General features: G+C 56.6%; 16 protein-coding genes, 1 pseudogene and 1 riboswitch. Of the genes and pseudogenes, 11 read left to right on the forward strand and 6 right to left on the reverse strand.

Annotated elements, in window-relative coordinates:
* Nucleotides 1-20 precede the first annotated feature (20 nt).
* The 5 genes from K0H79_RS00630 (at nt 21) to K0H79_RS00650 (ending at nt 3,530) form a co-directional block, all read left to right on the forward strand.
* Nucleotides 21-602 (forward strand): energy-coupling factor transporter transmembrane protein EcfT, encoded by a 582-nt coding sequence (locus K0H79_RS00630; RefSeq protein ID WP_220076994.1) that lies wholly within the window; start codon nt 21-23, stop codon nt 600-602.
* The gene (locus K0H79_RS00635; RefSeq protein ID WP_220066308.1) at nt 592-1,149 is read left to right on the forward strand and encodes a core component of ECF transporter; all 558 of its coding nucleotides are present in this window, start codon (nt 592-594) and stop codon (nt 1,147-1,149) included. Before K0H79_RS00630 ends, K0H79_RS00635 begins: the two co-directional genes overlap by 11 nt.
* Before the next feature lie 8 nt (nt 1,150-1,157).
* On the forward strand, nt 1,158-1,892 hold the full coding sequence (locus tag K0H79_RS00640) for a DNA-binding protein (RefSeq protein ID WP_220078053.1): 735 nt from the start codon (nt 1,158-1,160) through the stop codon (nt 1,890-1,892).
* Nucleotides 1,892-2,122 (forward strand): hypothetical protein, encoded by a 231-nt coding sequence (locus K0H79_RS00645; RefSeq protein WP_220066309.1) that lies wholly within the window; start codon nt 1,892-1,894, stop codon nt 2,120-2,122. Before K0H79_RS00640 ends, K0H79_RS00645 begins: the two co-directional genes overlap by 1 nt.
* Before the next feature lie 214 nt (nt 2,123-2,336).
* Complete coding sequence (locus K0H79_RS00650; RefSeq protein WP_220066310.1) at nt 2,337-3,530, forward strand: HD-GYP domain-containing protein; 1,194 nt, start codon at nt 2,337-2,339, stop codon at nt 3,528-3,530.
* A 25-nt stretch (nt 3,531-3,555) separates the two neighbouring features.
* On the opposite strand, the gene moeB is transcribed toward K0H79_RS00650, so the two are convergent.
* The 4 genes from moeB to K0H79_RS00670 form a co-directional block, all read right to left on the reverse strand.
* Nucleotides 3,556-4,320 carry a molybdopterin-synthase adenylyltransferase MoeB gene (gene moeB / locus K0H79_RS00655; RefSeq protein WP_220076995.1) on the reverse strand — a complete coding sequence of 255 codons (765 nt, stop codon included), beginning with the start codon at nt 4,318-4,320 and terminating at the stop codon, nt 3,556-3,558.
* A 5-nt stretch (nt 4,321-4,325) separates the two neighbouring features.
* Entirely contained in the window at nt 4,326-5,567 is a 1,242-nt protein-coding gene (glp, locus tag K0H79_RS00660) for a gephyrin-like molybdotransferase Glp (RefSeq protein WP_220076996.1), read from the reverse strand.
* A 136-nt stretch (nt 5,568-5,703) separates the two neighbouring features.
* Nucleotides 5,704-6,774: an efflux RND transporter periplasmic adaptor subunit gene (locus tag K0H79_RS00665; RefSeq protein ID WP_220076997.1), complete on the reverse strand. Its 1,071-nt coding sequence runs from the start codon at nt 6,772-6,774 to the stop codon at nt 5,704-5,706.
* On the reverse strand, nt 6,771-9,851 hold the full coding sequence (locus K0H79_RS00670; protein WP_220076998.1) for an efflux RND transporter permease subunit: 3,081 nt from the start codon (nt 9,849-9,851) through the stop codon (nt 6,771-6,773). Before K0H79_RS00670 ends, K0H79_RS00665 begins: the two co-directional genes overlap by 4 nt.
* Nucleotides 9,852-10,063: 212 nt before the next feature.
* On the opposite strand from K0H79_RS00670, the gene ftnA reads away from it, so the two are divergent.
* Nucleotides 10,064-10,591: a non-heme ferritin gene (gene ftnA, locus K0H79_RS00675; protein WP_220066315.1), complete on the forward strand. Its 528-nt coding sequence runs from the start codon at nt 10,064-10,066 to the stop codon at nt 10,589-10,591.
* 41 nt (nt 10,592-10,632) lie between these two features.
* On the opposite strand, the gene K0H79_RS00680 is transcribed toward ftnA, so the two are convergent.
* Together K0H79_RS00680 and ribB are read right to left on the reverse strand one after the other, a co-directional pair.
* Complete coding sequence (locus tag K0H79_RS00680) at nt 10,633-13,842, reverse strand: EAL domain-containing protein (RefSeq protein ID WP_258405513.1); 3,210 nt, start codon at nt 13,840-13,842, stop codon at nt 10,633-10,635.
* Nucleotides 13,843-14,168: 326 nt separating this feature from the next.
* Nucleotides 14,169-14,837: a 3,4-dihydroxy-2-butanone-4-phosphate synthase gene (ribB, locus tag K0H79_RS00685; protein WP_220077000.1), complete on the reverse strand. Its 669-nt coding sequence runs from the start codon at nt 14,835-14,837 to the stop codon at nt 14,169-14,171.
* A gap of 167 nt (nt 14,838-15,004) precedes the next feature.
* A riboswitch (FMN riboswitch) is annotated at nt 15,005-15,215 on the reverse strand.
* A gap of 151 nt (nt 15,216-15,366) precedes the next feature.
* On the opposite strand from ribB, the gene K0H79_RS00690 reads away from it, so the two are divergent.
* The 5 genes and pseudogenes from K0H79_RS00690 (at nt 15,367) to K0H79_RS00710 (ending at nt 20,553) form a co-directional block, all read left to right on the forward strand.
* Entirely contained in the window at nt 15,367-17,514 is a 2,148-nt protein-coding gene (locus K0H79_RS00690; RefSeq protein WP_220077001.1) for a S9 family peptidase, read from the forward strand.
* A gap of 5 nt (nt 17,515-17,519) precedes the next feature.
* Nucleotides 17,520-17,831 (forward strand): annotated as a pseudogene (locus K0H79_RS00695) (GIY-YIG nuclease family protein); the annotation flags it as partial.
* Nucleotides 17,828-18,487 (forward strand): response regulator transcription factor, encoded by a 660-nt coding sequence (locus tag K0H79_RS00700; RefSeq protein WP_220077002.1) that lies wholly within the window; start codon nt 17,828-17,830, stop codon nt 18,485-18,487. The pseudogene K0H79_RS00695 and the gene K0H79_RS00700, both read left to right, overlap by 4 nt.
* On the forward strand, nt 18,484-19,698 hold the full coding sequence (locus K0H79_RS00705) for a histidine kinase dimerization/phospho-acceptor domain-containing protein (RefSeq protein ID WP_220077003.1): 1,215 nt from the start codon (nt 18,484-18,486) through the stop codon (nt 19,696-19,698). The genes K0H79_RS00700 and K0H79_RS00705 overlap by 4 nt, the downstream gene beginning before the upstream one ends.
* A gap of 54 nt (nt 19,699-19,752) precedes the next feature.
* Nucleotides 19,753-20,553 (forward strand): phosphatase PAP2 family protein, encoded by an 801-nt coding sequence (locus tag K0H79_RS00710; protein WP_220077004.1) that lies wholly within the window; start codon nt 19,753-19,755, stop codon nt 20,551-20,553.
* Nucleotides 20,554-20,573: the final 20 nt, after the last annotated feature.

The following is a 20,573-nucleotide window of genomic DNA, read 5'->3' on the forward strand; positions in this document are numbered from 1 at the left end:
CCATCCTTGGCACTCTTGGTATGTCTATGCTGGCCCTGATGTCGCCCCCGGTTTGGCTGTGGTTACCCGGACTTGCCGGGCTCGCCATGGCCATCGATGGCAGCCGCTTTGCCAGCCCCAGACCCCTGGTACTGCTGTTTGTCTGGCAATGGCTGCTCACCAGTGCCATTTACGGCCTGTTTTGGGGCAGTGAACGTTTGGGCGAGGCGGCATTGGTGGCGCTGAGGCTGCTGCTGGCATTTCTGCCGCCCTGGTATCTGGCAATACGCTTTGCGCCCGAACGCCTTGGCGCCTTCTTTGCGAACTGGCTGTCACCGCGCTGGGCTTTTGTACTGTCGGCCTCGCTCAACGCCTTGCCCTTTGTGCTGAGCGAGGCGCGGGACATCTACCGGCTACAGCGGCTCAGGGGCGCACGAATTGGGGCGAAAGACCTGGTTAATCCACTGAATTGGCAAGAGCTGGTTCACACGGTAATAAGCCCACTGCTGATTGAGTTATTGAAATTATCCCGGCGCCAGGCACTGGCAGCGAAGAGTCGTGGGTTTGGCCAGAGTGCCAACCCCAGTCACTGGCCCCACAGAGGAAAGCACGATGAAGACTGAATTGGGTTTACAACAAGCGCTGTTTATCGGCTTTTGTGCTGCCCTGATGATTGCCCTCAAAAGCATGTTGAGGCTCAAGCTGGGGTTATCCGGCCATTCCATGCTGCTGATGAGTTTTTTCTACCTGCTTTGCCATCTGGTGGTAGCGCGTCCCGGCGCCATGCTGGCTTGTGGCCTGTTGTCGGGTCTCCTTGCCATGATGTTAGGCGTGGGTAAATCGGGCGTATTGTTGCTGGTGAAATTTGGCGCGCCGGCGGCGGCGATGGAGCTGATGGCGCTGATATTGCCTGCCATCAAGCCCGGCAATCGCATGGCAGGGCTTTACCTGCGTCTTGGCATGCTGGCGTTTGCCGGTGCCCTGGCCTGGGGCCTCAGAGATGTGGTGGGCACCTTGCTTGCGGGCATGGCACTGCCTGCCGCCTTGCTGGCCGGTGCCATGGAGTTTGCCGGTGGATTTGTGTTTGCCCTGGTGGGCGCTGCCCTTATTCCGCCGGTCATCCGGCGACTTAAGGCCCATGACCTTATTGCTTCGTCGGAGGAATCCTGATGTCGACTTTGCCTGAATACCTGATTGCCATCGATGACACCGACGATATCGGCACCCGTGGCACAGGGGATATAGCCCAGCAGTTGGGACAGATACTGGCGACTGATTGCGGCGGTGTGGCGTCCCCGGTGACGCGCCACCAATTGCTGGTGCATCCGGATATTCCCTACACCTCACACAACAGCGCCATGTGTTTTGCGCTGAAAGGTGACATATCGCCCCAGCGGCTCAAGCAGCTGGCGAGTGAGTTGCTTGAAGCCGAGTCGGCCGCGGCGGCCGATCCGGGCCTGGCCTTCATGTGCCTCTCTTCCTTTACGTCAAACGCGGCCTTGGTTGAGTTCGGTCTCGCCGCCAAACGCCGGGTACTGACCAAGGATGAGGCATATGGCTTGGCCGCAGACATTGGGGTCCACCTCAGTGAGCACGGTGGCACGGGGCAGGGCGTGATAGGTGCGCTGGCCGGGCTGGGGCTGCGGCTCGAGGGCAACGATGGTCGCCTCAAGGGCCATTTCGATGTGGGGCAGGGGGACGATGAGCTCAGCCTGCCGGTATCGGTCTTATTGGCGCAAACCGGTGTGGATGCCGTGATTGCCCTTGACGATACCGAGCTTGCCGACGAGGTGCCGGTGCGGGTTAGGGGTAAACTCAAGGCCGTGTGGCGTCAGGGACGCAGTGCCATTCTGGTGAGTTTCCGCGACGGTGCCTGGCGCAACGCCGGCAAACAGGAACTCAAGGAGTACTGATGACCGACTTTTTTGAATGCCGTGGGGGCCGCTGGTGGTATCGCCACGGCGTGTCGCTGACCGAGGCACGCCTTGCGGCCGGGGCGTGTCAGGGATTTGTCCCGGATGATGAGGACGAGCAAGTCGACGATGTGCCCCTATCCTGTGTGAACTGCGCCTGGCGGCGATGGGAGCAGGGCAGCTTTCAGTGTCTGTATCTCAAACGTCTTCATCCCGACAACAGCCTTTAATTCTTGGACCCTGAAGCCAGTGTCATTTTGCACATAAATGCTACAAAAAGGATTCGCGTAAATGCTGGAAAGGTACTGGCTGCCGTCATACAATGCGACTCCCGGGGGCTTGGCCACAAAACGTTAATGTGGCAGCCAGGGCGTCGGGCAGGCTGCGTTTCTGTGGCTTGGCATTATACTCAGGCTTTCATTGTTGACGTTGGGGGTGAGTGACATGGCCGATAGGGCGCCAGAAGCGGCATTGTTAAAGTTGCCTGTCAGCAAGCTCACCCGAGGCATGTTTGTGGCGGCCATTGAAAATAACGGCAAGGTCGCCGTTGCCAATGCCGGGCAAATCAAGAGCCGGGAAACCATCGCCAAGCTGGTCAAAAGCGGCATTCACCATGTGTGGGTGGATGTGGAGCGCTCTTCCGACGAATCCGGTCTCAAACCCAAGTCACCTCCGGGAACTTCAGTACCTGCCGGGGCAACACGTCCCTCCCGCGCCAACCGTGACCTGCGCCAAACCCAGGCTAAAAAGCTCCTCGATGAAGCCAAGGAGCTTATCCGCAAGGTATTGTCAGAAACCTTCGAAGGCAAAGCTATTGAAGTGGAGCCTTTTGAAGCGTTGGCCGACAACATGATTGAGTCCATCATGCTTGATGATGATGCCCTCAAATGTGTGTCGGCGCTGCGCGATAAAGACGCCTATCTGCTTGAGCATTCGGTAAATGTGGCCTTCCTGTTGGTGACCTTTGGCAAGTATTTAAACCTCGACCGTGACACCTTAAAGCAGATGGCCGTGGGCGGTGTGCTGCACGACATTGGTAAAATCAAGGTTGATAACAAGATTTTGCATAAGCCGGGCAAGCTGACTCCGGAAGAATTTGAGCACATGAAACTGCACCAGTTTTATGCGCTGGATATCATGGCCGAAGCTTCGGACTTGTCGCAAATCTCAAAAGATGTGTGCCTGATGCACCATGAAAAGCTCGATGGTCGCGGTTATCCCCGTGGCTTGAAGGGCGATGAAATCCCGCTCCATGGCCGCATGTCCTGTATCGTGGATATCTTCGATGCCCTGACGGCCACCCGCTGTTACAAAGAGGCCATGAGCCCTGCGGCCGCCTTTAAGATTTTGCTGAGCCTGACCCCTTTCCATCTGGACACAGACCTGGTGTACGAATTTATCCGCTGTATCGGTGTGTATCCTGTAGGGTCGCTGGTGGAGCTGTCGGATGGGCGTGTGGGCATTGTCTGGGAATCCAAAGACAGGGATGCCCTGAGCCCGATAGTGAAATGTTTTTACTCACTCAAGCACAGACGCTACACCGAAGTGAATTTTGTCGACCTGCTCAAGTCAGACCTGAACATAGAGCGGGGCGTCTCCCCATCCAGCCTGGATGTCGATCCCAAGCCATTTTACTGAAAAGCGAAGCCGCCCTGCCCGGAGTTTAAATTGTGGCATCACCGCAAACGGGGCAATTGGGCTGCGTGGGCAGCATCATCTGGCGCATCTCCATGGTCATGGCATCCACCATCAACAGCCGCCCCAGCAGCGGCTTGCCCATGCCGGTTATCAGCTTGATGGCCTCAACCGCCTGTAAGCACCCCATCAATCCCACCACGGGAGCCAGAATACCCGACTCGACACAGGTCAATTGCTGCTCACCAAACAGACTGGCGAAGCACTGATAACAGGGGCTGCCTCCGGCATAGTCAAACACGGTGATCATGCCTTCCATGCGAATCGCTGCAGCCGATACCAGCGGTACCTTATGGGCAAAGCATGCCCGGTTCAGCTGCTGACGCACCGCCACATTGTCTGTGCAGTCCAGCACCAGAGAATGATCGGCGACCAGGGCATCCATTTCAGGGTCGTCCAGCACCCGGCCGATGGGATTTATCTGCACATGGGGATTGAGCTCGTTGAGTGCCAGCCTGGCCGATTCCACCTTGAGCATGCCGATGCGGTTGTCCCGGTGCAGCACCTGGCGTTGCAGGTTCGACAGCTCCACCGTATCAAAGTCCACCAGGGTCAGCTCACCAACACCGGCTACGCCAAGATATTGGGCCGCGGCGCAGCCCAGGCCGCCAGCGCCTATCACCAGCACCCGAGCCTGTTTCAGCTTTTCTTGCCCATCTATGTCCATGGATTTAATGGAGATTTGGCGACTGTAGCGCAGTAGCTCTGTGTCTGAGAGTATGTCGTCGGTCATCGGATTCAGTCCAAAATGCTGTCGAAGGGTTCAACCAGAATAGTCTCACCCGCCTCCAGACTGCCCTGAAATTGGGGCAAATGGATAAAGCAGTTGGCGAGGCTCATGGAGGTCAACATACCCGAACCCTGGCCACCCGTGGTACGCACCATGAGGCCCTTGTCTTCACGGGTCAGTATGCCGCGCTGATATTCCACCCGTCCGGGCTGGCGTCGAATGGCGCTCGCCAGTGTGGCCTCCACCAACAGCGGTGGGCGCTGGGGCATACCCTGCATTTTGCGCAGCATGGGCCAGACCAGTTTCTGGAAGGTCACCATGGAGGACACAGGGTTGCCGGGCAAACCACAGAACAATGCCTTGCCGATGCGGCCACAGGCAAAAGGTTTGCCGGGTTTGATGGCAAGTTTCCAAAAGGTGATTTGCCCTTCTTCGCTCAGGATCTGTTTGGTGAAATCGGCTTCTCCCACTGACACACCACCTGAGGTCAGCACCACATCGGCGCGGCTCGCCGCCTCGCGAAACGCCTGACGAATGGCTTCGGGGTTATCGGGGATCACCCCGAGATCCAGCCATTCAAAACCGGACTTTTCCAGCAACCCGCGAATGGAGTAGCGGTTGGAGTCATAGATTTGCCCCGGTGCCAGTTCACTGCCAACGGGCATGAGCTCGTCGCCGGTGGAGAAAAAAGCAACCTTGAGGGTGCGATATACCCGGATCTGGCTGATGCCCACCGTGGCCAACACCCCAAGCTCGGCGGCGCGAATGCGTACCCCGGAGCAAAGGACTGTATCACCCGCCTTAAGTTCTTCGCCGCGGCGGCGCACATGCTCACCGGTGGCCCTGGGCGCCTTGATATGGATCTGATCGCCCTCGGCGCGGGTTTCTTCCTGCATCTGCACAGTGTCGAGGCCTGCCGGAATCGGCGCGCCTGTCATGATGCGGACACAGTCCCCGGCGGCCAGTTGGCCCTTAAAGGGATGGCCTGCGAAGGACTGGCCCTTGAGGGTCAATACCCCATTGAATGTCTCGAGGTCCCCAAAGCGGAAGGCGTATCCGTCCATGGCGGAATTATCGAATGGGGGCAAGTCCAGCTGGCTCTTCAAGTCTTCGGCCAATACCCGTCCCAAGGCGTGGTTCAGGGTAACCACCTCGGTATCCGAAATGGTATTCACCTGCTCGAGCAGTTTCTTGATGGCCTCATCCGGATGCATGAGTTCGGGTTTGCTGCATGGGTCTTGGCTGGGCATTCAGGCTCCCTGGGATTGGTTTGCTTGGATGTAAGGCAGCCATTATGCCATGGCATGGCGGGGTAACTGTATGATCCAGACAGGCAAAAAGTGTGAATTGGCTCACCTTTGCCTGTCTGGGTAGGTGCAAATTGGGCTATTTGGCGCTGGCCGTGGCCTGGGTTGCTGCCTGCTGCACGGAGAGTTTCATGCCGTCGGTCAGGGTCTCGGCGCCGCGAATTACCACGGTATCACCGGCGCTGAGTTCGCCCCGCACCGCTATCCAGGGGCCTTCACCGTCTCCCAGGGTCACGGAAATACGCTCGGCGGTCTGCTCGGGGGTAACCCGAAACACACTGGCGCCGCTGGATCGCAGTACCAGCGCGTCTCTGGGCACCAGGGTGGTTAAGGTCGCCGGTGCTATCGGCAGGGCCATGGACACCAGTTCACCTATGTTGATTTCCCGGGCCATGTCCTCAGGCAGGTCGAGGCGGGCCTCAAAGGTTTGGCTGCGCACATCCGATACGGGTATCAGGGTACGGATGCGGGCACTGAATTCGCCGTTGCTGTGATACACCTTGAGCTCATCTCCGGCATTCACCCTGCGGCTGTGTTTCAGGGGGGCATGGAGTCTTATTTCCAGATGGTCGGGGTCTGTGATGGTCAGTACCGGCTCGGCCGGGCCTACATCTTCACCCGCCTGATGACTGCGGGCGATAACAATGCCGCCGAAGGGCGCCTTAAGCTGGGTGCGGGCGAGATTATCACGGATGATATCCAGCCTGACTTTGGCCAGCTCCAGGCTGCTTTTGGCCAGATCCCGCTCGGAACGGGTATCGTCGATTTCGGTGCGTGAAATACTTTGGCTGGCCGCCAGACGTTCCAGTCGGGTCAGATTCCGCTCAAGGCGCGCCAGTGCGATTTCTTCCCGATTGACCAGTGCCTGTTGTTCGGCCAGTTGCAGCGTCAGCGGCGTGGCATCCAAACGGGCAACTACCTCACCGGCTGCGACCCGGGTTCCGGCTTCCTGCACCCACTCGAGCTTACCGGTAACGCCCGTGGTCAGCTGGGCCAGACTGCGGCTGTGCACTGTACCCACCACCATGAGTTTGGGTGACAGGGGGCGCTGTTCCACCGTGGCCACCCCGACGGAACGCGCATCTGCTGCCAGCACCTGATTACTGAGTATCAGCGCCAATGCCAGCAGGGAAGTTTTAAAAAAAGTCATTGAGTTACCTCTTGTGTCAGGGCTTTGGTGCTGATGGCCTGGGTGGCAGTAAGACGAAGCAGGCTGGGCATGAGAACGAGGGTGAAGAGGGCGCTGAAGGTCATGCCGCCCACAATCACGGCGGCGAGACCACGATAGATTTCACTGCCCACGCCTGGGACCAGCATCAGGGGCAGCATGCCGAAAATGCTGGTGAGGGTACTCATGTACACGGGGCGTGCTCGGGTGGCGACGGCCTGATAGATGGCATCGTCCAGCGACAGGCCTTCACGGCTGCCCTGCCGGGTTTGGTCCACCAACAGGATGGCGTTATTGACCACCAGTCCCAGCAATATGATAAAGCCAATCATGGTGAGCAAATCCAGGCTCTGGAAGCTGAAAAGATTCAGCAGTCGCAGGCTCAATACACCGCCGCAGATTGCCATGGGCATGGAGAGGATCACCAACAGGCTGTCCTTCACGGATTTGAACAGGGCTGCCATCAACAAAAACAGGATAACCACCGCCATGAGGAAGTTGGTGCCCATTTGCATGATGGTGTGACTTAAGCGGTCGGCGGTGCCTCGAAACGCCAGCGAGCCGTCGGCGGGCAGCAGGGCGCGGATCTCATCCAGGGTGCCGCCATTGAGCTGCTCCATGGCTTCATCCATTGACAGATTCTGGGGCGGGATCACCAGCAGCGAGATGGCCCGGCGTCCATTGACCCGCTGCAACTGGGTGGGGCCAACGGTGCGCTGAATGGTGGCAAGTTCGCCTATGGTCTGCACGCCTGCTCCCTGGGTATAAACCGGTGTGGCGGCAAGTTGCTCCGGGTATTGCCACTCGGGGCCCTTGAGCAGCACATCCATGCGCTCGTTGCCGTCGAAATACTCGCCCACCCACAGGCCCGAGGTATAGGCGCGGATGGCGTTGGCAATTTGGGTGCGATCCGCCCCGGCCTGGGCAAGTCGGTGCTCGTCCGGGATGAGCTGCAGTTCGGGCTGTGCCAGACTCAGCCCCGGAATGGGGCGTACCACGGCGCCAGGCATGGCGTTGTTGATCAGGGGCATGGCCGCCGACGCCACCGACATCAGCTGCTCCATATCCGGCCCAATCAGGTCGATATTGATGGCGCGGCCGCCGTTAAAGCCAAAGTTGAGCAGGGTGCTGCGATTGGGGAACGCCTGGGTGTCCGGCAGATCCTTGAGAATTTCGTTATTCAGCAGCCCCAGCATCTCATCGATACGGGTCGGGTCTTCCGGGTAGATAAATAGCACGTTGAATGCGCCGAAAACCGAGAAGTTATAACCCTTGATATATGGCTGTTTTTCTTTGTCGTAATAGGGTTTCAGCCTGCTGATAAGGCGGGTACCCAGTTCGGCTTCCATGGCATCAATGTTGGCACCGGGAGGGAGAGAGAAAAAGGTAAAGATGCCGTCACCACTGGCCTGGGGTAAAAAATCGACCCTGGGCATCAGCAGCAGGCTCAGGGCACTCGTGCCCACAATCAGCAGCGCACACCAGAAGGCCGCGAGCTTGCGGGTGAGGGTAAGGCGTTTGACCCAGGCGCTCAGCGGCTGCCAATAGTCTTTGCCGCTTTGCTGAGTATCGGTTTTCAGCCACAGCATGTTCAGCATCGGGATAACACTGATGGCGCTGATAAAAGACGACACCACGGCCACCGAGAGGGTCAGTGCCAAATCCGAAAAGAGCTGCCCCTCAACGCCGGGCATAAAGAGTACCGGCAAAAAGATGGCCACTGTGGTGGCGGTGGAGGCCAGCAGCGCACCTTTCACCTGTGCCGTGCCCGTGAGTACCGCCTGAGCCAGCGCCATACCCTGATGCCGCAGCCTGACGATGTTTTCCTGCACTATGATGGCCGCATCCAGTACCAGGCCCACCGCAAAGGCGAGCCCCGCCAGAGAGATGATATTCAGGGTTCTGCCCATGGCTTCGAGGGTGATAAAGGCTATCAGCAGTGCCAGGGGTATGGTGATCCCAATCATCAGGGTGGCGCGGATATCCCGTAGAAAGCCATACAAAATCAGCAGTGCCAGCAGCACCCCAATACCCAGGTTGCCTTTAACCAGCAGGATGGCACGTTTGATGTGGACCGACGCATCGAATGACAGCTCCAGCGTCAGCCCGCGGGGATTGAGTACGTCCCGATTCAGATCTTTGATGGCCTGATTGACCCCATCCAGGGCCTCAACCGTGTTGGCATCGAAGGTGCCTTCCAAGGTGATGTAGTAGGCGGGGTAGCCATTACGTTTGGTGAAACCGCGCTGCTCGGCTGTGGTGACCCGAATGTCAGCCAGTTCATGCAGATACACCGGGCGACCGGCATTGTAGGCCACGATGAGTTGCCCCAGTGTCTCGGGGCGATATTGGCCGGCAAAACGTACCGTGTACTCCCGCCGCCCGACCTTGGCGGTGCCGCCGGAGATGTCTGCCGCGCGGGAAATGGTGCTTCTGAGCTGGTCTAACGTGATACCCAGTGCAGCCGCCCGGAAGGGGTCAAATTCAATGTGCAGCTCCTTGGGTAATTCACTTTGTAGCTGCACGGCGCCGATCCCAGTTATCTGTCTGAGTCTGGGTTCAACCAAATCATCAATGAGCTTTTGGTATTGGGATAAATCGGTTTGCGGATTATCCGGCAGGGTGTAAATCAGCAGGGATGCCAGGTTGGGGGTGCCACCATTGCCGCCGCCCACGTTGATAAAGGGCTCGCCCGCATCCAGCGGCCTGGGGGGCGTTTGATTGAGGGCGTTGATGACGTTAATCATCGCCTCCTGCATATTGGTGCCCACCTCGAAGGTGAGCGTAATGCCACCAAACCCCTGGGAAATGTTGGATGTCATTTCCTGAACTCCGGCCACTTGCCTGAGCACGTTTTCCTGGGGTTCTATGATGTTGGATTCCATTTCCTGGGGCGCCGCGGCGCGCCAGTTATTGAAAACGGAAATCTGGGGCTGCTCTATGTTGGGCAGCAGCTGTATCGGCAACTTGGCAATGGCAAGCAGGCCAAACATCAGGATCAGCATTAGCGCCACTGTGGTGGCGGCCGGGTTTTGTGTGCTGGAATGGGTCAGGTTCATGTTGTGGCGCACTTGGCATAGTTATGCAAAGGAGCTTAGTGGTTATATGTAAACAGAACATGTTTGCTTGGTAAGCAAATGTAACTCGACTATCAGCAATAATGATAAGTGTTACTATTTGAAAATCATTGATTTAGGTAAATTTTATTGATCTTTGCTATTGCCTTGGTGACAATGCCGATTCATGAAAAAGACGTATAAAGGACGCAACAATGCTGGCTGCCACCATGATTGAAAAGCTCAACGAGCAGATTAACCTCGAATTTTTCTCTTCCAATCTGTATTTGCAGATGAGTGCCTGGTGTGAGGATAAAGGGTTTGAAGGGGCCGCCCACTTTATGCGTGCCCATGCCGACGAGGAAATGGGCCATATGCGCCGCCTGTTTACCTATGTCAGCGAAACCGGGGGTGTGCCGCTGATTGGCGCCATTGCCGCACCCAAAGCCGAGTTTACGTCTTTGCTGTCTCTGTTCGAGTACACCTACGAGCATGAGCAAACCATCACCCGTAAAATCAATGAATTGGCCCATGCGGCTTTTTCAACACAGGATTATTCCACCTTCCACTTCCTGCAGTGGTATGTGGCCGAGCAGCATGAAGAAGAAAAGCTGTTCAAAAGCATTGTCGATAAAATCCGCCTGGTTGGCGAAGATGGCAAGGCGCTGTTCTTTATCGATAAAGATTTGGCCATGTTGGCGACCCAAGAGGCCGAAAGCATCATGAAACCCTCGGCGCAGTAATGCTGCTCTGAAATGAAAAAGCGGCCAATGGCCGCTTTTTTTTAACTGTTTTGATAGGCAAATCCGTCCGGCTGACTGTGCTGGCGGCGTTCCAGCCACGGCAGCAATTCCTCAAAGGGCAGAGGGCGCGAATACAGGTAACCCTGACCAAACTGACTGCCCAGCGCCTGCAAAAAGGCCTGTTGATCTTTGGATTCGATGCCTTCTGCCACCAGTTTCATGCCCAATGATTTGCTCATGTTGACAATGGCGCGCACCAGGCTGGCATCCGACTCGCAACCCGGCAGCTGCTCCACAAAGCTTTTATCGATTTTGATGGCTGAAATCGGGAATTTTTTCAGATAACTGAGGGACGAATAGCCGGTACCGAAATCGTCCAGATAGATGGCACAGCCCAGGTCGCGAATATTGTTCAGGGTGTCCAGGCAGTGATGGCTGTTGTCCAGCAGCAGGCTCTCGGTAATTTCCACATGGAGATGGCGGGGCGCAATACCATGGCGGGACAGTGCACTTCTGAGCTGCTCGTCCAGACTCTGGCGCTTACAGTGGCATTGGCACGCCGACACGTTGATGGCCATGCTCAAACCAAACCCCATGGCATGGAGGCGGGCCAAATCGGCCAGTGCCTTGTCCATCACCCACTGCCCCAGTTCACCCATCAATCCCATGTCTTCCGCCACCGGAATAAAGCGCACCGGTGAGACCAGTCCCTGCTCGGGGTCCTGCCAGCGCAGCAGGGCTTCCAGTGACGTGACCTCGCCACTTTCCATGTCCACCACGGGTTGGTAGAACAAGCAAAACTCGTCGTTGGCCACGGCCCGGCGCAAGTCATGTTCCATGCCCAGGCGCTCAATCAGCGCCAGGTTCATTTCCTGGGTGAAGTATTTGAAGTGATTACGTCCCTCGTCCTTGGCACCATACATGGCAGTTTCGGCATTACTGAGCAGGGTTTCCACATCCAGCCCGTCCTGGGGATACAGGCCGATTCCCAGGCTGGCCGACACAGACATTGTGCCCTGCTCGACTTTGAAGGGGTCCGCCATGGATTGAAGCAAACGTTTGGCATATTGCTCGACGGCATGTTCCTGCGCCAGACGGGGCAGCACTATCACAAACTCATCGCCACCGAGGCGGGCAATAAAGTCGGTGGACCCCATAACGGTTTGCAATCGCTTGGCCACGGCTTTGAGCAGCAGGTCGCCGCAATCGTGGCCCTGGGTGTCATTGATGTACTTGAATCTATCGAGATCCAGCACCATCACCGCCAGTTTACGCCCGTCGTGTTCGGCCATTTTCAGTTCGTGGCCGAGTCTTTCTGATAGCAGTTTGCGGTTTGGCAGGTCAGTGAGGGTATCGAAGTTGGCCTTGTACCAGATGTCCTGCTCGTATTGCTTGCGGCGGCTGATGTCCATAAAGAGGCCGATATGATGGACTATCTGTCCTTCATCATCCCGCACCAGTGTAATGGCCAGATATTCGGGGTAGACCTCACCATCTTTACGGCGATTCCAGATTTCGCCTTCCCATTTGCCGGTGCTGCGCAGCGACTCCCACATGGCGTCATAGAGATGCGGCGGATTGCGGTGCGAGCTGAGAATGGAGGGGTTTCGGCCTTTCACTTCTTCAATGCCGTAGCCGGTGATCTGGCTGAAGGCGGGGTTGATAAGCTCGATGTGGTTATCGGCATCGGTCACCATGATGCCTTCGGCGGAATATTCAAATACGGCAGCGGCCCTGACCAGGGCCTGGCGGTACTTTTTACGCTCCTTGAGCATCTTGTTCATGGCCTCGGCCATGGCGGCAATCTCGTCACTGCCCTTGGTTTTAATCGTCAGCTCCAGCTTGGGATCGTCGGCCATTTTTTGCATGTCCGAGGCAATGCTTTCGATTTTCCCCATAAAGCTGGCAGTGATCTTACGCCCCAGCAGCAAAGACAGTATCAGGGTAAGCAACGCCGATGCCGCATAAATGCCGATATAGGTTAGTGATATTGTCATCTGGTACTGACTGAGGCTTTGGATATGGGCAGCAATGCTGCGCGCCATGTCCTGCAACATGGCGGTGCGTTCGTTGGCCAGCTCCCACCACAGGCGGGCGTTCACCGGCGGAGCCGGGTATCTCAGGGTGTCCAGGGCGTTTCGCAGCCGTGAGTCATCCACCCTTAATTGGGCATCAATGGCTTGCACAGGCATACCGGCGGCTCTGAGCTGGCGGATTTTGGGTATGCCCGTGTGGTACTGCAGCAAGGTATGTTTGATCTCATCGATGGCCCCTCGCTGCTCAGGACTGAGATTGGGCAGTGCCTTGAGTTTGGCCAGCAGCAGGCTCATGTCATCCCATTTTTGGTTAAATTGGCCGGCGTAAACTTCATCGCCCCGCAGCAGGAAATTTTTATAGCTGTGGATTAGCCCACCGTAACCCAGGCTGTCGGACATCTCCCAGGCCAACTGGCTGATGTTACGTTGCTGTGCCACCTGGGCGCGGATGTTTTCCACCTGTTGGCTGGGCAGGGATGATTGCAGCTTTTGCAGCAGCACCCTGTGGTGTTCTTCAAAGGTATCCAACGCCAGGTCTTCACCATGACGCTGTTCTTTTATCAGGGTTTCCAGCAGGTTGAATGAGGATAATTCCAGAGTGTTGGCACTCAGCAGCCGTGTCATCAGGCCCCGTTCCCGCGCCGCCAGTTCCTGAATTCTCAGGACCAGCAAGAGATCGGAGTAAGCCCGCGACTGGGCGGCATCATTGGTCTGGTGCTGCAACTGATTGACCAGCAGCAGGAGTTCATCATTGAAACGATTGAAGAAACCCGGCTCATCCCACTGATGTTGCCGTACGGCCTGACGCACCAGAGGCAGACGATTGGCACTGGTCTTGATATTGCCCATGACCTCGTTGAAGGTCATGGCCTCGTCACCGGCAAGGCCTTGGCTGAATCTTTCGAGTACGTGACTTTGCAGCAAATGGCGATAACTTAAATCGGTTTTGGCTTGCTGCGCCTTGAGATCCATTTCCGTGATGGTGGGTTTATCACTGAGATAATTCATACTCAGGCTGCGCTCATGCTGCAGCGCATACACGAGTTCGGCGGTTTCACCGCTGATTTGAATGGCGAGGGCATTGCGACTGGCTGTTTGAAATTCCTGATGCAGGCCCATGGCGCGAATGATGCCAAAGATAGCCAGGGTAAGAATAGGCAGCACTGCAAACAGGATAAGCTTCTGTCTGAGGCTGTAGTCGTGCAGCGAGGCCATTTGCAAAAGAGCTCCATGGTGAATCGAGATAGTCCCCTACTTCTTCCTTGCCGGGGCTTATAGAGTCGCAAAGAATTAACACAGCCTTTGGCCGAGGGGCACCACTAGTTCATGGATTTCTAATCCACATCACAAAAGCCACGAAAAAACTGTGTGAATCAGAGTAATCATTCGGTTATTTACCCGTTTGGGGGTGACGTGTTCCCTGGAGTGTGCTCGGTGATGGCACAGATATGCGACCCTGGTCTTTTAAAACAAAAGGCGACCACTGGTCGCCTTTTGTTTTAAGTGCCTGACAGAACAGGCACTTAATGGCCCAATGAGCGTCAGGCGCTTTGGCTCATCAGTGCCTCACGGTATTGCACCAGATCTTCGATGCTGAGCACCGGCATCTGGTGAGTCCGGCCGAATGCGATGATTTCAGGCAGGCGCGCCATGGTGCCATCGGGGTTGGTCAGCTCGCACAAAACGCCAAATGGCTTAAGCCCCGCCAGGCGCATCAGGTCTACTGTGCCTTCGGTATGACCACGGCGTCCGAGTACGCCGGCAGGGTGTGCCCGCAGCGGGTACACATGACCAGGACGGGCAAGATCGCTGGGTTTGGCACCATCGGCAATGGCGGCCTTGATGGTGGTGACCCTGTCAGCGGCAGACACGCCTGTGGTGACCCCTTGCCTGGCTTCGATACTCACGGTAAATGCAGTACCGTATTGGCTGCTGTTTTGCTCCACCATGGGGGGCAATTCAAGCTGGCGCACCCGCTCATCGGTCAGACACAGGCACACAATGCCTGAACACTCGCGGATAAGCATGGCCATCTGCGCATTGGTAAGCGACTCGGCGGCAAAAATCAGGTCGCCTTCGTTTTCACGGTCTTCATCGTCGACCACAAGCACACCCTGGCCGCGACGCAGTGCATCGAGGGCGGCATCGACCCGGGCAAGCGGATTACCGAACTGCGCCAGCAGTGAAGGGGATGTTTGAATCTGATCCATAATAGTTCCTTAAAGCACATAGGGTTATTGGATCAGGGCATAGCAGGATACACCTGTGCCACACGGCAAGGTGTTAAGGTGCGAAAACCGGTATTGACCGCGGTCATCAGACCGCAGGCAGGCGCGTTTCAGCCGGGGCTGAGACGGTGTCCTAACCGGATAATCTCGACCATTCTCTCCCATCCGGACTGAGCCTGGCTGACAGGGATAACTCCCGGCACCAAGACAACACCGTCGGCTCCGGAATACCCGTTAACGGGATCACCGGATCTGCTGACCCTGCGCAAAACCATGCTCGCAGGCGCTCGCGGGCTTTGTGACATCCAAAGATGCCCCTTTACCGCCGGTGGGGAATTTCACCCCGCCCTGAGAATGTAACTTCACCCGGTGTTTGCACCGGGCGGGCACATTGTCTGCTACCGGTGCGCCGAATGCAAACCTTGCCCTTGCCTTGATGTGATGGGCCGAGGCACTATGTTCGGCATAATTTTGATGTTCCCCATAATGTGAATAACCGATGGATTTGGGTATGAAACGACAGGCGTTGGTCGCAGGAGTATGTTTAATGGTGTCCGCATGCAGTCACAATATCGATAAACATTCAGGAGCCCTTGCCCGGGAAGATGCGGCGCCTGTGGCCCCTGTTGCGGCCAAGGTGCCCTATGAAATGACGCACCATGGGGTCACCCGGGTGGATGATTACTATTGGCTGCGGGACGATGACCGCGCCGACGCGGATGTGATAGCCCATCTCAATGCCGAAAATGCCTACGCCGAAGCCCGAACGGCACCCTGGAAAGGGTTAAAAGAAAAACTGTTTGCCGAAATGACGGCCCGCATGGTGAAGGACGACAGCTCTGTGCCTTATCTGTGGCATGGCAAATACTATTACCGCAGGGTGGAAGGTGACAAAGAGTACCCCATCATCGCCCGCAAGGCGTCCCTGAACGGCGTGGAAGAAGTGCTGCTGGATGCCAACGAACGCGCCGAAGGGCAGGAGTTTTACTCCCTTGGCAATGTCAGCGTCAGTGAAGATGGCAAGCTTATGGCCTTCGGGGAAGACCTGCTGAGCCGCCGCATTTACAAGCTCTATTTCAAAGATTTGGTCAGCGGCAAGCTGTTGGCCGATGTGCTGGAAAACACCGAAGGCGAGGCCGTGTGGGCCAACGATGGCAAACATGTGTTTTACATCGCCAAAGACCCCCAGACCCTGCTTGGCTATCAGGTGTATCGCCACCGCCTGGGAACACCGCAAAGCGAAGATGTGCTGGTATATGAAGAGACCGATGACAGCTTTTATATCGGACTTGGCAAGACCCTCGATGGCAGCCGGATTTTACTTTTCCATGAAAGCACCACGACCACCGAAGTGCAGCTTTTGGATGCCAACCAGCCGCTGGGCAAGTTCGCTCCTTTCCTGCCGAGGGAAGAAGGCCATGAATATGCCATCACCAAGCAGGGGGATGAGTATTATGTGCTGACCAACTGGCAGGCCACCAATTTCCGTCTGATGAAAGTCAGCGGCAAGGATACCGCCGATAAATCCCGCTGGCAGGACGTTGTGCCCTATAACGAGCAGGTGCGTATCGAAGATATGCTGCTGCTCAAAGACGCCCTGGTGCTGCAAACCCGGGAAGCGGGCGCTACCCATATACGGGTCTACGATCCGGATGGCAGCCAGGGCCGGGAAATCCATTTCGATGAGGCCGCGTATGTGACCTGGCTTGGCACCAATCGGGACCAGAGTGCGAATACAATACGTTTTGGCTATTCCAGCCTGACTACCCCGGATGCAACTTACGAATACAACATTCATACCGGTGAGCGTAAGTTGCTTAAGCAGCTTCAGGTGCCGGGGTTTGAAGCAGGCGCCTATCAGAGCGAACGTTTGATGCTGCCCGCCCGGGATGGCGTGCTGGTGCCCGTGTCTGTGGTGTATCGCAAAGACAAATTCAAAAAAGATGGCACCAATCCTCTCTACCAGTATGGCTATGGTGCCTATGGCAGCGTGGTCGACCCGGACTTTTCCCTGTCGGCGCTGAGCCTGCTCGACAGAGGCGTGGTTTATGCCATCGCCCACGTACGGGGCGGCGAGATGCTGGGCAGGCCCTGGTATGATGCCGGTCGCATGTTCGACAAGAAAAACTCCTTCACCGACTTTATTGATGTGACCGACGCACTGGTGAGCGCAGGTTACGGCGCCAAAGGCAAGGTTGTGGCCAGTGGTGCCAGTGCCGGAGGCCTGCTTGTGGGCGCCGTGGCCAATATGGCGCCCGACAGGTATCTGGCCATCCACGCCGGTGTACCCTTTGTGGATGTGGTCACCACCATGCTGGATGAGTCGATTCCGCTGACCACCAACGAGTACGACGAGTGGGGCAATCCCAACGAGAAGCCGAGCTTTGACTATATGCTCAGCTACTCACCCTATGACAACGTGACCCGTCAGCCATACCCTCATCTGTTGGTTACCACAGGCCTGCATGACTCCCAGGTTCAGTACTTTGAGCCGGCCAAATGGGTCGCCAAATTGCGCGAGCTGAAAACCGACAACAATGAACTGCTGCTGGTGACGGATATGGAAGCCGGGCATGGTGGCAAGTCGGGCCGTTATCGCCAGTTTGAGGATATGGCGCTGGAATACGCATTTTTCCTGCACCTGTGGGGCATAGAGTGAGCCCTGTCTGGCAACTCTATATTATCCGCTGCGCCACCGGCGAGCTGTACACCGGCGTGACCACCAACGTGGCACGCCGTTTTGATGAGCATCAGCGTGGCGGTCCCAGGGCCGCCAAATATTTGCGTGGCCGTGGCCCACTGACCCTGGTGTACCAGGAGAATGTGGGCAGTCGTGGCGATGCGCTGCGCCGTGAGCTGGCGGTCAAGAAACTTTCAAAGGCCGCCAAGGAAGCCCTCATAAGCCCAACGGCATCGGGGAACCCGGCGCCGGGAACCTCATCTAATCCGAAAAAGGCGCTTGAGGTTTTTGGGTGAAAATTCTGCTGGTTGAAGACAATGCGGACATTGCCGCATCCCTGGCTGAAGAGTTATCAGATAACGATTGGGACTTTGCTATCAATGGCTTGCAGGGATTCCGATTGGCGCAGATGCATCATTACGATTTGATTTTGCTGGATCTTAATCTGCCCGGCATGGATGGCCTGGTGCTGTGCAGCCGCCTGCGCGAGGCCGGGGTCAATACTCCCATCATCATACTGACGGCCCGGGATACCCGTGAAGACTTGCTTGCCGGGCTTGGCGCCGGCGCCGATGATTATCTGGTTAAGCCATTCGATTTGGATGAATTGCGTTTACGTATCGGTGCCGTGGTGCGTCGCTGCTCGGGTCAGGGCTTTGCCCAGGCCTTAACCTATAAAGACATCAAGTTGGATTTACGCAGCCACAAGGCCTTCAGATCCGGTGTGGAGCTGCTGCTGCCCCCGGTGTGTTTTGCGCTGCTCACCTGCCTGATGCGGCATCCGGGCAAGTTGCTTGGCCGGGAAGAACTGGAGCGCGCGCTCTGGCCAGAGGGACCGCCAGACGACGATATTTTGCGTAAACACATTTACCTGCTCCGGCAAAAGCTCGACAAACCCTTTCCCGAGAAACGCATCCATACCCAGGCCCGCAAAGGATATCGCTTGCTGTGAACGCCAATATTGCGCAGAAGATAAACCGCAGCTTTATGATTGGGGCGGCGGTGCTGCTTGGCTGCTACGCCCTCCTGATTGAATACGGCATCCATGCGTTGGAAAACCATCTCAGTGGCGCCTTTTTGCAGACGGTGGCACCGCAACTGATTGATGCGCATGAACACGGGGCTTTGTCGCCTTCCGATGAGGCGCAAATTCAGTTGTTGCCTTCGCTCCCGGCTGAGCTTGCCGCCCAGTTGCCGTCCGCCGCCCCCGGTCTTTATAACCTGCGACATCCCAACATTGATGTGGAATTCAACGTGCTGGTGGTTGCCCGGGACTCAGGACCTCTCTATCTGGTGCAGCGCCCCGACTTGTTTGAACTTGAGGGCTGGCAGGATTTTTTACTTGATACTTTGCTCATTGGCGGTGGTGCCAGCCTGCTGCTCTTTTCAAGTCTCTATATCCGCAACACGGCAAGGCGTATCGGTAAGCCCTTCGATTCCCTTGCCCGGCATTTGGAAACCGATTCCCGGGTGCTGGAACCCATCACGCTGAAGGATGACACCCGGGAATATGTGGCCCTGGTGAATGCCCTTAATCAGAGCCATGCCCGGGTAAAAGAGGCGCTGGCCCGGGAGAAGAAGTTTACCCATTACGTGAGCCATGAGTTTCGCACACCGCTGACGGTACTTAAGCTGGCCCTGAGCAAAATGGGAGACAGGGAGGCACCTGCCATGCAGCGGGCTATGCGTGCTGTGTGGGAAATGGAAAATCTTACCGGCGTACTCCTGCTGCTTGCGCGCCGAACGGAGCAGGATGATGGTCAATGCCTGCTCGATGAGACCTTCCTGGCGCCTTTGCTGGAGCGATTGGCCATCTGCAGGCAGAGCAGCGCCGCGGAGTTCTCCATGCATGTCAGCCCGTGCCAACTGTCGGCACATCCGCTTTTGCTTGCTTGCCTGATTGAAAACCTGCTGGCCAATGCCTTTATCCACAGTGTGGGCGCGCGGGTATATTTGCGTACCGATGCCAGCGGCATTCAGATCGCCAACCTCGGCGGTGAGACCATAGCGCATGGTGAGAGCCACGGTATTGGTCTCATTCTGGTGGAAGATATTTGCAAGCGTTATGGCTGGCACTTTTCCATGGGTATGACACCCGATGGGGTGGTGGCCCAAGTCGTGTTCAACCAAAGTATGACGCATGTGGACACTTCATTGACATAAGTGGCTATATGCTGCTCCCCAAAAGATTACAATTAAACAACATTGGGGCAGCTGATGAAGCTGGGTAACACGCATATTTCCGGGGCTCAGGTCGTCTTTTTGGTTTTGGGGTCGCTGGCCATTTTTTTCAGTCTGGTGCCTTCGGCCAGCCAGCAGTTGTTTCTTTTTATTAATCAGACGGGAAGGCTGGTGCCTGACACCCCGCTGGCCCTTGTCACCGATTGGGGCAATGGCGTTACCGCAGCCTGTATCTGGTTGACTATCCTCTGTTTTCGTCCATCCATCTTCTGGAAGTCTCTTAGCGCTATTGCGGTTGCGGCCTTGTTGATCAACGCCATGAAACAAGGTTTTGATGTGATGCGCCCGGCTGCTGTGCTGGAACATATCCGTATCGTTGGCGCGATGCGTCTCAACCACAGTTTCCCATCGGCCCACACGGGCACAGTATTTGTGATTGCGGGCATGGCCTGGACCCTGTGTCGTCGCACCGATATTAAGGCCTTGATTCTGCTCGCGGCCGTGATGGTTGGCCTGAGCCGTATCACCAATGGTGCGCACTGGCCGCTGGATGTGATGATGGGCGCCTGGCTGGGATGGGGCTCGGCCCGACTCGCGGCGCATTGGGTGCCTGAGTGCCAACTGAGTTCAAAGCATATGTTGCTGATAATGTCTGTGTTTTACGGCATTGTACTGGTCTCGGCCCTGCAAGCCCGCGCGCCATTTCCGGACCTGCCGCTTGTGAGCGTCCAGCTGAATCTGCTGTTGCTGTTGCCACTTGCTGGGCTTGCACGACTCTATCGGCACATGCGTGCCCGGCAGACCGCCGGTGAGAGCAAGGTTTCTCTCGCCGGTTGAGCCTGGCACCTTGATCCCGG

The organism is Shewanella sp. FJAT-52076 (assembly GCF_019457455.1).
GTDB lineage: Bacteria > Pseudomonadota > Gammaproteobacteria > Enterobacterales > Shewanellaceae > Shewanella > Shewanella zhangzhouensis.